Source organism: Clostridium sp. E02 (assembly GCF_003833015.1).
Classification (GTDB): domain Bacteria; phylum Bacillota; class Clostridia; order Lachnospirales; family Lachnospiraceae; genus Lacrimispora.
Genome location: NZ_RJLQ01000021.1, coordinates 60613 through 73778, shown reverse-complemented (window position 1 = coordinate 73778; position 13166 = coordinate 60613). Strand labels below are relative to the sequence as shown.

Genomic DNA, 13166 nt, shown 5'->3' with positions numbered 1-13166 from the left:
TTTACAAGCAGGTAACTGTAGTTTTATTAAAGTTACCCAAAAACTAATAGTACCTGGTTAAATCAAGCACCAGAAAACTGGTGCTTATGTTAAAACTTTTTCGGGACATTTTCAAAAACGGTTGACAATTATAGTTTGTTTACGAACGATATTCTTTGGGACTGCAGCCATAGTGTTCCTGAAATTTTCGATAGAAAAAGCTGATGTTTTCATAACCGGCTTCATTTGCAATTTCTGTAACTGACATATTTGTATTTCTTAAAAATTTAGCTGCATATTTTAATTTCTGTGACTGTACAAGCTGTTTATAGGTCATACCTGTATGTTTCTTGATAAGAAAAGTGAGATAATTCGGGCTGAGATGGAAAAACGCAGCAACTGAATTTAAAGTACAGCTTCTGAAATTTGTTTCAACGAACCGGATTATACTAAGAATAGAAGGCGTACTGGATTCACTTTCCTCCTGGACCAGTTGATTTTTATATACATTGATAAGCTCGGCAATGATTAAACTGAACAGATTCTTTATAAAATCCGTGGAATTTACGGAAGGATCAAAGCACTCACACAGAAGTTCCAGGGTAAATAATTGTGTTCTTCTGCTGTTTTCCGATTGAAAAAACAAGTATTTGTTTTCATGGCTTTTTTCATTCATTGCATTAATAAAAAAGTGAGATAAGATGCTGTCTGTGGAAAAATGATCCAGAAGATTCTCCCGCAGATATTTTTTTGATACCATGAAACTGATCATTATATCATCTTCACCTGTTGCTTTTATGGAGTGGGGAACGTATGGCTCAATAATCAGAACCTGTCCCTGCTTTAATGTGATATCTGTGTTTTTTATGGTCTGAGGACAGATACCGGAATAGACGTAGTTTATCTCAACATAGTCATGAACATGTACGGGTACCGGAATAAAGCGGGAATTTTTTTTGATGCTGATATCAAGAGGAGTGGATTGCCACCCAGATAAAACACTGTGTTTATCCATTCTATTATGTTTTTCGTCAAAATAGATACAGCTGACTGTCTCCCCGCTGATTTTGATTTTGGGCATATAGTCCCAAAAATCCGGAATGTATCCGCTCTTATATTTTTTCTCGCTTGTACTTAAGCTGCGTAATGTAAAATCAAGGCTGTTTAAATCCATAAGAAGCTCCTTTACGGTTGGCTGAATTAGATGGCAGTGTCTATAAGACAAGTATAGGCACAATCGTTAGTTTGGTCAATAAACAGAAGTGATTTCGTTATTATTATAAGCATTCACATATGATAGTATAAAGATACAAAGTACTTAGATACTATGCTTGAGAGAGAAGGAGAAGATGAAAATGGGAAAAAACAGTTATACTCAATTGGCATCAGATCTTGTCAGACTGGTCGGAGGCAGGAATAATATCAGCAGCGTTACTAATTGTATGACCAGACTGCGGTTTGTATTAAAGGATGAGAATGCTGCAAAAACAGATGAGATAAAAGCAAATAAGGAGGTAAAAGGGGTTATCCGGCAGGGCGGTCAGTATCAGATTATTATTGGTACTCATGTAAATGCAGTGATAGATGATGTGAGAAAAGAAGCGGGAATCACGGAGGGGGCTGAGAAACAGGATATGAAGCTTTTAAAGGATGGCAATCTGTTTGACCGGCTTTTTAAAATTATCAGCGGCTGCATTATGCCCATGATCGGAGTCATGGTTGCCTCTGGTATGATTAAGGGGCTGCTTGCAGTCCTCACAACTGCCAAAGTTCTTGAGGCTACAGACGGTACTTATCTGATTTTATACGCAGCAGCCAATTCCATCATGTATTTTTTGCCTGTCATAGTAGGCTTTAATGCGGGAAAGGTATTTGGATGCAACCAGTTTGTTACTGCAATTATCGGTGCATCCCTGATCTATCCGGATATACTGGCAGCTCAGACAGCAGGTACAGCGCTGACCTTTCTAAAGATACCTGTTACGCTGATCAATTATAGCAGCAGCCTGCTCCCTGTTGTGGCAGCGTCCTGGGTTGCTTCAAAAATCGAGAAGGGTGCCAAAAAAATCGTTCCCCAAATGCTCCAGCTGTTTTTTGTGCCCACGATTGTTCTCATGGTTACCGTGCCGCTGTCTTTTTTGGTAATTGGACCGGTTATGACCTATGTGTCCAATTACTTAAGTGCCGGAGTGATGTTCATATTTAATCATTTTCCGGTTTTGGGAGGAGTGCTTTTCGGTGCATTCTGGCAGGTAATCGTTCTTTTGGGATTACATTCTGCTTTTATACCAGTGTTACTGAATAACTTATTTACATTGGGAAGTGATCCGGTCAATGCGGTATTAGGACTTACTGTATGGGCTTTAGCAGGTGTATCACTGGGATATGCGTTAAGGACAAAGGATAAGGAGAAAAAATCCCTGGGGTTTGGAAATCTGATATCCTGTTTATTCGGCATCACGGAACCGACTATTTATTCGATTGCTCTTCCCAACTTTAAGCTATTTATCGCAGCCTTTGTGGGCGGAGGCGTCGGAGGTGGAATTATGGCGGGACTCGGCGGAAGAATGTATTCATTCATCGGGGATGGAATCTTTCGTTTTCCGGCAATGATTAATCCGGCTGGACTGGATATCAGCTTTTACGGTTTTGCCGTATGCGCCGCCATATCTTTTGTAATATCAGCAGTTCTGGCATTTATACTGGCTGGAGAGGATACAAAAAATAAGGATCGGAGTATGTAAACATGTACAACAGAATAGAAGAAATTTTAGAGGGGAAGACTGAAAACTGCTTTTATCCATTTTTCTGGCAGCACGGAGAAACAGAGGCAGTGCTCCGCCAATATATGGAAAAGATACAGAAAAGCGGAATGAAAGCCGTATGCATTGAAGCAAGACCTCATCCGGATTTTCTGGGAGAAAAATGGTGGACTGATTTAGATATTATATTAGATGAAGCCAGAAAAAGGGCTATGAAAATATGGATTCTTGATGATTCTCATTTCCCTACAGGATACGCCAATGGCGCAATAAAAGAAAAATATCCGGAACACAAAAAATGGTACCTTTACATGCGGCGTTTCGATGTAGCCGGGCCTGTAAAGGGTGCCAGAATCAACATTAGTTATCTTGCAGGGCGGCCTTGGGATGGAGTCAGTGAAGATATCAATCATGTAATTGGAGTTTACATGGCAAGACGTGTGAGTGACCGGAATACAGGCAAAGAAGAGATTGCCATTGATACACTGGTGGATAAAACGGATGCGTTAAAAGACGGAATCATATCCCTTGATATTCCAGAGGGTGCTTTCACTATATTTACTGTATTTTATACCAGAAACGGAGGAGAGGAGACGACGGCCGATTATTTGAATCCGTTGTCTGCGAAAGCTACGGAGGTTCTTGTCAATACAGTTTATGAACCCCATTATGAAAAATATAAAGATGATTTTGGAAAAACAATAACAGGATTTTTTTCAGATGAACCCAGGTTCGGAAATAAAAAAGGCTTTTTAGCAGGTATAGGACAGGATATGGTTCTTCCTTGGAGATTGGGGCTTGAGGAGGAGCTCGCCTTTGAATTAAAATTTCTGCCCCTGCTGTGGGTGCAGGGCGAGGGACTGGAAGGGGAAATCCGGTATCAGTACATGAATCTGATTACTAGATTATATCATGAAAATTTTACAGGTGTACTGGCAAAATGGTGTCATGACAGAGATCTCTGTTATCTGGGACATAATATTGAAGACAACGGGGCACATGCCAGACTGGGATATGGAACCGGGCACTACTTCCGGGGACAGACAGAGCAGGACTTTTCAGGCATTGATGTGATCGGGACCCAGATTGTTCCGGGAATGCCGTATCATCATGATGCTTTTTCAACAGGCGGGTGTGATGGAGAGTTTTATCATTTTGCCCTTGCAAAACTGGGATCTTCCGCTGCTCATCTGGATCCGGTGAAAAATGGCCGGGCGATGTGTGAGGCGTTTGGCGCTTATGGCTGGAATGAGGGGCTTAAGCTGATGAAATGGATTACAGATCATCTGGTTGTGCGGGGGATTAATTATCTGGTTCCCCATGCGTTTAGCCCCAGGGAATTTCCGGATTGGGACTGTCCTCCCCATTTTTATGCCCAGGGACATAATCCTGAGTTTCGGTATTTCTCTGTCTACAGCGATTATACAAACCGCCTTATGAACCTGTTTCAAAATGGAGTTCACAGAGCCCCTGCCGCGGTTTTATATCCGGCAGAGCAGGAATGGGCAGGGAACTATATGCCGGTGGAAAAACCGGTAAGGGAACTGCTGGAACATCAGATCGACTGTGATATTGTATCTGCGGATTATCTTTTTAATGCTGTGACCGAAGGAAATATGCTTAAGATTCATAAGGAATATTTTAAGACTGTAATTATTCCCTATGGCGAAGCGATCCCTGTAAACGTAATGAGGAAAGTAACTGAATATGCCAAGTCAGGAATACGGGTTATTTTTCTTAATAATTATCCGTCAAGAACGCTGGGAGGGGAGCTGTCAGAGGAAGAATGGCACATACTCAAACAAGTCTGTCTGGCGGGAGCTGTCAGCGATTTGGAAGTTCTGTGCAGGGATCTGGCAGAAATCAGGCTGGAATCCCCTTTTCGTGAGCTGGTCTATTACCACTATGATCAGGGAACACAAAACTGGATGTTTTTTAATGAACATCTGTCAAAAACTGTAGATACAATCATAGAGATTCCGGATGCTGCCTATGCATACTCCTATGACGCATTTTCCAATAAGTTATATAAATTGGAGAGGGAAGAAACCGGTTATCGGCTAAAACTGGCTCCTTATGAATCCTGTGTCTGGATCTTTTCGGAAGATCCTATTGCAAATGCGAAAGAAACGGTAAGACCAGTATGCCATGGGAAACCGCAGCAATTGACGGCGGAGTGGAAGGTTTCCTTTGCAGACAGTTTTTCTTACCCGGATTTTAAAGAGACGCTGCCGGTTAGTGAAGCGGTCACGGTAAATACGATTGACGGATATGAGGATAAATGCGGAACTGTATCGTATGAGACGGTTCTTTCAGTAAAGGAAGCGCCAGACGGGGTTTTTCTGGATTTAGGGACTGTTTATGAAATTGCGGAAGTATTTGTAAATAACAAATCAGCCGGAGTAAAATTGTGCCCTCCCTATGTATTTGATTTAACCGGATTGGTGGAACAGGGGGAGCACTTACTGAGGGTAGAAGTGACCAATACTCTGGGAACCCAGATCAGGGATGGTTTGTCTCAATACCTGGTTATTGAGCCTTTCGGGATAGAGGGGCCAATTACACTATATTCTTAAGAAGTAAATGTAAAAACTGTAACTGGGAGTTACATGACAGAAGGTTATGATACAAGTGTCTCCGGTTTGTACCGCAATCTATTCGGTCTCATCCTGTTCTTCTTCAATTCCCATACATTGTTTATAACGCCGGTCTGCTTCTTTCCAGTTAATGACATGAAACCAGTCTTCTATATATGCAGCCCGGTCGTTATAGCGTTTTAAAAAATAGGCATGCTCCCAGACATCAATGCCGGCGATTACACAGAAACCGTATAATAGAGGGGTATCCTGATTTGGCGTGGTCATAAACGATAATTTTCCTTCTGGATTCACGACTAGCCATGCATACCCGGAACCAAACACCGAGAGTGCCATTCTCTTGAATTCGTTAAAGAAATTTTCTATCGATCCAAAATCCCGGATAATCACTGGGTAAAGAGCATCAGCCTGGGATCGTTCCATGGGATTTGTCATGCCATTAAAGTACAGGATATGATTATAGACTCCACCACCATAATTAAGAATAGGCTGTCTGATATCCTCAGGCAGAGCATTGGGGTTGGAAATCAGCTCTTCAAGGGACCAATTCTGCAGCTCCGGATGGTCTCTTAAAATTGTATTGAGTTCCACCACATACCGTTGCAGCTGCCTGTCATGGTGAATGTACATAGTTTGTGTGTCTATATAAGGTTCAAGTGCATCGTATGCATAAGGAAGAGGTGGATTCACAAATGGATAATGTTCATTCATTGGTTGAATTCCTTTTGCGATTTGTATAAGTATATTCAAAGAACAGTGATATATGATGGATAAGCAAGAAACAAAAAACAGTGTTCCTGCTGTTATAGGTTTTCCCTATAACCAGATCATAGTTATAAATATTAACACAAAAACTTAAAACAGGGTATAATACAAATCAAGGGAAATAAATCAAGAACAAGATCGTGACAGGAGGATATTTGCATGGCAAAGAAAACAAGAAAAGAAAGAGATTTTAAATTTGAGACATTGCAGCTTCATGTGGGACAGGAACAGCCTGATTCTGTTACGGATGCAAGAGCCGTTCCCATCTATCAGACTTCATCCTATGTGTTTCATAACAGCGAACATGCGGCGGCAAGGTTTGGACTCACGGACGCGGGAAATATATACGGAAGACTGACCAATCCTACTCAGGGGGTATTTGAACAGAGGATCGCAGCATTAGAGGGAGGCGTTGCAGCCCTTGCCGTTGCTTCTGGTGCAGCAGCAGTGACCTATTCCATTGAAAACCTCGCAAAAAACGGTGATCATATCGTAGCGGCTAAGAACATATATGGCGGAACCTATAATCTGCTGGAACACACACTTCCTGAGTATGGAGTAAATACAACATTTGTAGATCCATTTGACTTTGAGGAATTGGAACGAGCCATCAAAGAGCATACCAAGTTGATATTCATTGAGACACTGGGAAATCCAAATTCAGATGTAGTGGATGTGGAAACCATTGCGACGATTGCACATGCTCACAAGATTCCATTGATTGTAGATAATACATTCGCAACCCCTTATCTGGTACGTCCCATTGAATATGGTGCAGATATTGTTGTTCATTCTGCAACTAAATTTATTGGAGGCCATGGCACAACCATCGGTGGTGTAATTGTTGACAGTGGAAAATTTGATTGGGAAGCTTCTGGGAAGTTCCCATCACTGACCGAACCAAATCCCAGCTATCATGGAATTAGTTTTACAAAAGCAGCCGGTGCCGCCGCCTACATTACGAAGATTCGCGCCATTTTACTTCGGGATACAGGGGCTTGTCTTTCTCCATTTCATGCGTTTACGTTCCTACAAGGGCTGGAGACTTTGTCTTTGCGGGTGGAACGTCATGTAGAGAATGCGTTAAAAGTCGTTGCGTATTTAAAAAATCATCCACAAGTCGAAAAAGTACATCACCCTTCCGTGTCAGACGATGAAAATCAGAAGGCGTTGTATGCGAAATATTTCAAAAATGGAGGAGGGTCTATCTTTACATTTGAAATAAAAGGCGATGCTCAAAAAGCCAAAGAATTTATCGATCAGTTGGAACTCTTTTCTCTTTTGGCGAATGTAGCAGATGTTAAGTCGTTGGTGATCCATCCAGCTTCCACCACTCATGCTCAGATGACGGAAGAGGAACTAGAGAATTCAGGCATTCAACCCAATACCATTCGGTTATCAATTGGCACCGAGCATGTGGGAGACATTATAGAAGATTTGGAAGAGGCATTTCATGCCGTAGAATCATAGGGAACGAAAGTTGGCTGTCATAGAGATACTATGGCAGCTATTTGAGTATAAAAAGGAAAGGGAGACATCATGACATTACAGCAGCTACGCTATGTCGTGTGCATTGCAAAAAATCAATCCATGAATAAAGCGGCTGTGGAATTATATATTACCCAGCCCAGTTTATCAAGTACCATTCGGGATCTGGAGGAAGAGATCGGCTTAAAGCTATTTTCCCGTTCCAACAGAGGAATTGCGATTACTCCAGATGGAGAGGAGTTTCTTGGTTATGCCAGACAGATGCTGGAGCAGTACCGGCAATTAGAAGAGCGTTTTATAAAGAAAGAAAAATTTAAAAAGAAATTCAGTGTGTCGATGCAGCATTATACATTTGCGGTACAGGCATTTATTCATATGGCGAAAGAATTTGGCATGGACGACTATGAATTTGCAGTTCATGAGACGAAAACGTATGAAGTAATTGAAAATGTACAAAACCAAAAAAGTGAGTTGGGGATTCTATATTTAAACGAATTTAATCAGAAATCCATGGATAAGATATTTCATGACAAAGAGCTGGAGTTTGTGGAATTATTTCAATGTGGTATTTTTGTGTTTTTATGGAAAGACAATCCCCTTGCGAATAAAATAAGAATAGAATTTGATGATTTGAAAGAGTATCCTTGCCTATCCTTTGAACAAGGAATTAACAATGCCTTTTATCTTGCAGAAGAAGTGTTTAGTACGTTTGAATACAAGCAGATCATTAAGGCAGATGACCGGGCGACGCTATTAAACCTTATGGTAGGCCTAAATGGGTATACGCTTTGTTCTGGAATTCTATGTGAAGAATTAAATGGGGACGAATACAGAGCCATACCATTAAATACCAGTGATAAGATGAAAATTGGATACATCAAAAAGAAAAAAATGCCTTTGAGCATTCTGGGGGAAAAGTATATTACAGAACTAGAAAAATTTAAAGAAAGAGTTCTCTGATTGGGAAGTGAGTACAGGTATAGAAAGAAAGGATAACAGGTTATTGTTTTTTGCTCATACCCAGTAAACTCCCTGGCTGTTATACTGATTCGAACAACAGGAAAGAAAGTGGGGAGAATATGGAATATCAAAGTGCAACAAAGTGTTTGTATGGCAACGGATCAAAATCAAACGTGGATCAGTCAGGGGCGGTCAGCTTCCCGATCTATCAAACAGCAACGTTTGCCCATAAAGGGGTGGGAGAAAGTACGGGATACGATTATAGCCGGTTGCAGAATCCAACCAGAGAGCAGTTAGAACATGTGGTGGCTTCTTTGGAACATGGGGTGGATGCACTGGCTTTTACAAGTGGAATGGCAGCTATTACGGCATTAATGGAATTGTTTTCGCCAGGGGATCATATCATAACGGGCTGTGATCTATATGGAGGAAGCATTCGTCTGTTTGATCATATTAGCAAAAAGAACGGGATATTGTTTGATTCTGTGGCAGGTACGGATTCCATTTTAGAAACATTGGAAAATAAAATCAGGGAAAAGACAAAAGCAATCTTTATTGAGACACCCACCAATCCTATGATGAACATTACGGATATTAGGGCAGTGAGTGAGATTGCAAAAAAACATGGATTGCTTCTAATTGTAGATAATACGTTTTTATCCCCGTATTTTCAAAATCCGCTGTTGCTTGGTGCAGATATTGTGGTTCACAGTGGTACTAAGTATCTGGGTGGTCATAACGATACCATTGCTGGCTTTTTGGTTGCATCCTCTACTGAACTTTTGGAAAAACTCCGATTTATCATTAAAACCATTGGGTCTGGTTTATCTCCGTTTGATAGTTGGCTGATTTTAAGGGGAATTAAAACGTTGGCTCTTCGAATGGAACGAGCGGAGCAAAATGCCAGAAACCTGGTTGTCTGGTTGGAACAAGAAAAGAGAGTGAACAAAGTTTATTATCCCGGTCTTACCGATCATCCCGGTCATACGATCTGCAAAAATCAGGCCACGGGATTTGGCTGCATGATCACGTTTCAGGTGGAATCAAAAGAACTGGCACATAGAATACTTAAAAATGTCCAATTAATCCAGTTTGCAGAGAGTCTGGGTGGCGTCGAGACACTGATTACTTATCCCATAACGCAGACGCATGCAGATGTGCCGGAGGAAACTCTTGCAGCAAACGGGATTACGGATCGGATACTGCGGCTGTCTGTCGGAATCGAAGAGTTACAGGATTTGATTGGAGAATTGGAGCGTGTTTTTCATGAAGAAAGAAAGAATTGATTTTGATGAAGTCATAGACCGAAAAAACACCAACTGCATTAAGTATGATTTTGCAGCGCAGCGGGGGAAGCCAGAGGATATTTTACCTCTTTGGGTGGCTGATATGGATTTTAAAGCTCCAGAACCAGTTTTAAAGGCAATGGAGAAATGCGTTTCCCATGGAATATTTGGGTACAGTGAGCCAAAAGAGTCGTATTTTGATGCAGTGAAATCCTGGATGCAGAACAATCATAACTGGAAGGTAGAACGCGCTTGGCTGATTAAAACTCCTGGAGTGGTATTTGCACTTGCCACTGCAGTGAAAGCGTATACAAATAAAGGGGATGGAATCCTAATGCAACAGCCAGTTTATTATCCCTTTGAGCAGGTGATCCGAGACAATAACAGAAAGATCATACACAATGATCTCTATCTGGGGGAAGACAAACGATACCACATGGACTTAGAGGATTTGGAAAATAAGGTTAGAGATAATCAGGTTAAACTTATGTTCTTGTGTAATCCTCAAAATCCAGTAGGAAGGGTTTGGAGCAAAGAAGAACTGATAAAACTAGGGGAGATCGTGTGTCGGTATAACCTGATAGTGGTTAGTGATGAGATACACGAAGATTTTGTATTCAAAGGACGCCATCAGGTGTTTGCCGGAATCAGCGAAGAATTAAAAAATCGTACCATCACCTGTACAGCACCTAGTAAAACATTTAATATAGCAGGACTTCAAATCTCCAATCTGTTTCTTCCGAACCCTGATTTAAGAAGACGATTTAAAAAAGAGATGGATGCATTGGGGTATAGTCAGTTGAATACATTGGGACTGGTCGCATGTGAAGCGGCTTACCGGTACGGAAAAGACTGGCATAATCAGCTTCTTGATTATCTAAACGGGAACATCAATTATGTTCGGAAATTTCTAGTGGAACGAATACAGAGGGTAAAATTGATTGAGCTAGAAGGAACGTATCTTCTCTGGCTAGATTTTCGAGAACTCGGGCTTACAGAAGAAGCGAGGGAGGAACTGATTGTAAAACAAGCAGGGGTATGGCTGGACAGTGGGAGTATGTTCGGACCATCGGGAGAAGGATTTGAGCGAATGAATATAGCCTGTCCCCGTTCTGTTTTAACGAAGGCCCTTATGAAACTGGAGGCAGCAATTAAAAGTCATAAAAACTATTGACACTTTTGTTTGCTTGTTGTAATATAATAGATAAGAAAACATACAAACATACTTAATTAATATGTTTGTAGTCTGATAAGATGAGATTGAATCTGGTGGCAGAATGCCAAGGAATTTTAGCATAGAAAATGAAATGGAGGATAAGAATATGGGAATCATTAAAGAAAGTGCAGTAGAACTCATTGGGGGAACACCGATATTGAAACTAAACCGTTACGCTCAGGAAAAGGAAGTGACAATTCTTGCCAAATTGGAATATTTAAATCCAGCTGGTTCGGTTAAGGATCGTATTGCATATGCCATGATTGTAGATGCAGAAGAAAAAGGGCTTTTAAAAACAGGAGCGACAATCATTGAACCTACTTCTGGAAATACGGGCATTGGTCTAGCGGCAGTTGCAGCGGCGAAAGGGTATAAAACTATTTTAACGCTGCCAGATACTATGAGCGTAGAACGGAGAAATTTATTAAAGGCTTATGGTGCAGAGCTGGTTTTAACAGAAGGCGCAAAGGGCATGAAAGGCGCCATTGAAAAGGCAGAGGAATTAAAAGAGACGATAGAGGGATCTATTATATTAGGACAGTTTAAAAACCCGGCGAACCCAAACGTTCATAAGGAGACTACGGGGCCAGAGATCTGGGAACAGACCGACGGAACGGTTGATATCTTCATCGCTGGGGTCGGTACTGGCGGAACGATAACTGGCGTTGGATCTTATTTGAAAGAAAAGAATCCTGAAATTCAGATTATAGCAGTCGAGCCTGCAAGCAGCCCAGTCTTATCCGGCGGTAAACCAGGTCCTCACAAGATTCAAGGAATTGGAGCAGGCTTCGTGCCAGAAGTATTAGATACCGGAATCTACGATGAGGTGCTGTTAATTGATAATGAGGATTCGTTTAAGGAAGGGAAAAGATTTGCTTTGACGGAGGGGATTTTAGTTGGAATTTCCTCAGGAGCAGCTTTAAAGGCAGCTAAAATCGTAGGGGAGAGGCCTGAAAATAAAGGAAAGACGATTGTTGTTCTATTACCAGATTCGGGTGATCGTTATTTATCTACTCCATTGTTTAGCGAAAGTGTTTAAAGAATAGAGGAAAAAGAGGGCGGATTGGTTATAAGTTTAACTTATAATCAGCCGCCTATTTTATTTGAATTTTAAAATATATATGGTGCGAAATAAAAAAATGTGTATAATAATTGTAATGGCTTATCCTTATAAAATTGAGAAATCAGACACCAAAGGTTAAAATAGAATAAGAAAGAAACAGGAGAAAAGAAAATGAAAAGAATCGTAACAATACAAGATATTTCATGCTTGGGAAAGTGTTCCTTAACTGTGGCCTTGCCTATTATCTCTGCAATGGGAGTAGAGACTGCAGTAATACCAACCGCTGTCTTGTCGACACACACGATGTTTCAAGATTTTACCTATCGGGATTTAACCGATGAAATCACACCCATTTCCCAACATTGGATCAAAGAGGGGTTTCAATTTGATGGAATCTACACGGGATATTTTGGATCTGTGGAGCAGATAGGGATTGTAAAACAATTTTTCAATCAGTTTAGGACGGATGAGAATTTAATATTTGTAGATCCGGTTATGGCAGACAATGGGAAGCTTTATCCTTCGTTTGATTTGAATTTTGTTCAGGAGATGGCTGGACTTTGTGCATCCGCGGATATCATTGTCCCCAACTTGACAGAAGCTTGTTTGATGACTGGAACTGAGTACCGGACAGATTATGACGAGGCGTATGTAAAGGAATTGTTAGGTCGATTAAAGGCGCTTGGAACACGGAAAGCCGTGGTTCTTACTGGAGTGAGTTTAAATTCTGGTAAAACAGGAGTGGCGGGGATATTCACAGAGAGTGGAGACTATTTTTCTTACTGTCATGAAAAAGTGGATACCAACTATCACGGCACCGGAGATATTTTTTCCAGTGCTACGGTTGGGGCTCTTATGAATGGTAAGAATTTGATGGATTCTTTAAAAATAGCGGCAAATTATACCGTAGAATGTATCAAGGCGACTCAAATAGATGGAAAGAAAACGTGGTATGGTGTGAATTTTGAAACGGTAATTCCAAAGCTTATACACGCATTAGGAAAATAATAGGTAATATATGGAAATAATATAAAATAATAAGAATAAAAA

10 protein-coding genes are annotated in these 13166 nt (G+C 40.9%); 8 read left to right on the top strand and 2 right to left on the bottom strand.

The window, feature by feature from the left end:
• Nucleotides 1-139: 139 nt before the first annotated feature.
• Complete coding sequence (locus EFT72_RS15590; protein WP_124067848.1) at nucleotides 140-1153, bottom strand: AraC family transcriptional regulator; 1014 nt, start codon at nucleotides 1151-1153, stop codon at nucleotides 140-142.
• Between the two features lie 181 nt (nucleotides 1154-1334).
• Between EFT72_RS15590 and EFT72_RS15585 the strand changes: the two genes are divergently transcribed.
• Nucleotides 1335-2723: a PTS transporter subunit EIIC gene (locus EFT72_RS15585; protein ID WP_124067847.1), complete on the top strand. Its 1389-nt coding sequence runs from the start codon at nucleotides 1335-1337 to the stop codon at nucleotides 2721-2723.
• A 2-nt stretch (nucleotides 2724-2725) separates the two neighbouring features.
• The gene (locus EFT72_RS15580; protein ID WP_124067846.1) at nucleotides 2726-5317 is read left to right on the top strand and encodes a glycosylhydrolase-like jelly roll fold domain-containing protein; all 2592 of its coding nucleotides are present in this window, start codon (nucleotides 2726-2728) and stop codon (nucleotides 5315-5317) included.
• Nucleotides 5318-5395: 78 nt separating this feature from the next.
• Here the strand turns inward: EFT72_RS15580 and EFT72_RS15575 are convergent, their stop codons facing one another.
• Complete coding sequence (locus tag EFT72_RS15575) at nucleotides 5396-6049, bottom strand: superoxide dismutase (protein ID WP_124067845.1); 654 nt, start codon at nucleotides 6047-6049, stop codon at nucleotides 5396-5398.
• A 213-nt stretch (nucleotides 6050-6262) separates the two neighbouring features.
• Here EFT72_RS15575 and EFT72_RS15570 point away from each other — a divergent pair, with 213 nt between their 5' ends.
• The 6 genes from EFT72_RS15570 to EFT72_RS15545 all read left to right on the top strand — a co-directional run bounded on the left by EFT72_RS15570 (nucleotide 6263) and on the right by EFT72_RS15545 (nucleotide 13124).
• Nucleotides 6263-7573, top strand: a complete 1311-nt coding sequence (locus EFT72_RS15570) for an O-acetylhomoserine aminocarboxypropyltransferase/cysteine synthase family protein (protein ID WP_124067844.1) — start codon at nucleotides 6263-6265, stop codon at nucleotides 7571-7573.
• A 69-nt stretch (nucleotides 7574-7642) separates the two neighbouring features.
• Nucleotides 7643-8551: a LysR family transcriptional regulator gene (locus EFT72_RS15565; RefSeq protein ID WP_124067843.1), complete on the top strand. Its 909-nt coding sequence runs from the start codon at nucleotides 7643-7645 to the stop codon at nucleotides 8549-8551.
• Between the two features lie 119 nt (nucleotides 8552-8670).
• The gene (locus EFT72_RS15560; protein WP_124067842.1) at nucleotides 8671-9837 is read left to right on the top strand and encodes a PLP-dependent aspartate aminotransferase family protein; all 1167 of its coding nucleotides are present in this window, start codon (nucleotides 8671-8673) and stop codon (nucleotides 9835-9837) included.
• Nucleotides 9818-11011, top strand: a complete 1194-nt coding sequence (locus EFT72_RS15555) for a MalY/PatB family protein (RefSeq protein WP_124067841.1) — start codon at nucleotides 9818-9820, stop codon at nucleotides 11009-11011. The genes EFT72_RS15560 and EFT72_RS15555 overlap by 20 nt, the downstream gene beginning before the upstream one ends.
• A gap of 148 nt (nucleotides 11012-11159) precedes the next feature.
• The gene (gene cysK, locus EFT72_RS15550) at nucleotides 11160-12092 is read left to right on the top strand and encodes a cysteine synthase A (protein ID WP_124067840.1); all 933 of its coding nucleotides are present in this window, start codon (nucleotides 11160-11162) and stop codon (nucleotides 12090-12092) included.
• 195 nt (nucleotides 12093-12287) lie between these two features.
• Entirely contained in the window at nucleotides 12288-13124 is an 837-nt protein-coding gene (locus EFT72_RS15545) for a pyridoxamine kinase (RefSeq protein WP_124067839.1), read from the top strand.
• The last annotated feature ends 42 nt before the right edge of the window (nucleotides 13125-13166 follow it).

What these genes read in the sequence shown, in the direction of transcription:
- cysK (WP_124067840.1), top strand. Translation starts at nt 11,160, where the DNA reads ATGGGAATCATTAAAGAAAGTGCAGTAGAACTCATTGGGGGAACACCG.
- EFT72_RS15570 (WP_124067844.1), top strand. Translation starts at nt 6,263, where the DNA reads ATGGCAAAGAAAACAAGAAAAGAAAGAGATTTTAAATTTGAGACATTG.
- EFT72_RS15585 (WP_124067847.1), top strand. Translation starts at nt 1,335, where the DNA reads ATGGGAAAAAACAGTTATACTCAATTGGCATCAGATCTTGTCAGACTG.
- EFT72_RS15590 (WP_124067848.1), bottom strand. Translation starts at nt 1,153, where the DNA reads ATGGATTTAAACAGCCTTGATTTTACATTACGCAGCTTAAGTACAAGC.
- EFT72_RS15560 (WP_124067842.1), top strand. Translation starts at nt 8,671, where the DNA reads ATGGAATATCAAAGTGCAACAAAGTGTTTGTATGGCAACGGATCAAAA.
- EFT72_RS15565 (WP_124067843.1), top strand. Translation starts at nt 7,643, where the DNA reads ATGACATTACAGCAGCTACGCTATGTCGTGTGCATTGCAAAAAATCAA.
- EFT72_RS15575 (WP_124067845.1), bottom strand. Translation starts at nt 6,049, where the DNA reads ATGAATGAACATTATCCATTTGTGAATCCACCTCTTCCTTATGCATAC.
- EFT72_RS15545 (WP_124067839.1), top strand. Translation starts at nt 12,288, where the DNA reads ATGAAAAGAATCGTAACAATACAAGATATTTCATGCTTGGGAAAGTGT.
- EFT72_RS15580 (WP_124067846.1), top strand. Translation starts at nt 2,726, where the DNA reads ATGTACAACAGAATAGAAGAAATTTTAGAGGGGAAGACTGAAAACTGC.
- EFT72_RS15555 (WP_124067841.1), top strand. Translation starts at nt 9,818, where the DNA reads ATGAAGAAAGAAAGAATTGATTTTGATGAAGTCATAGACCGAAAAAAC.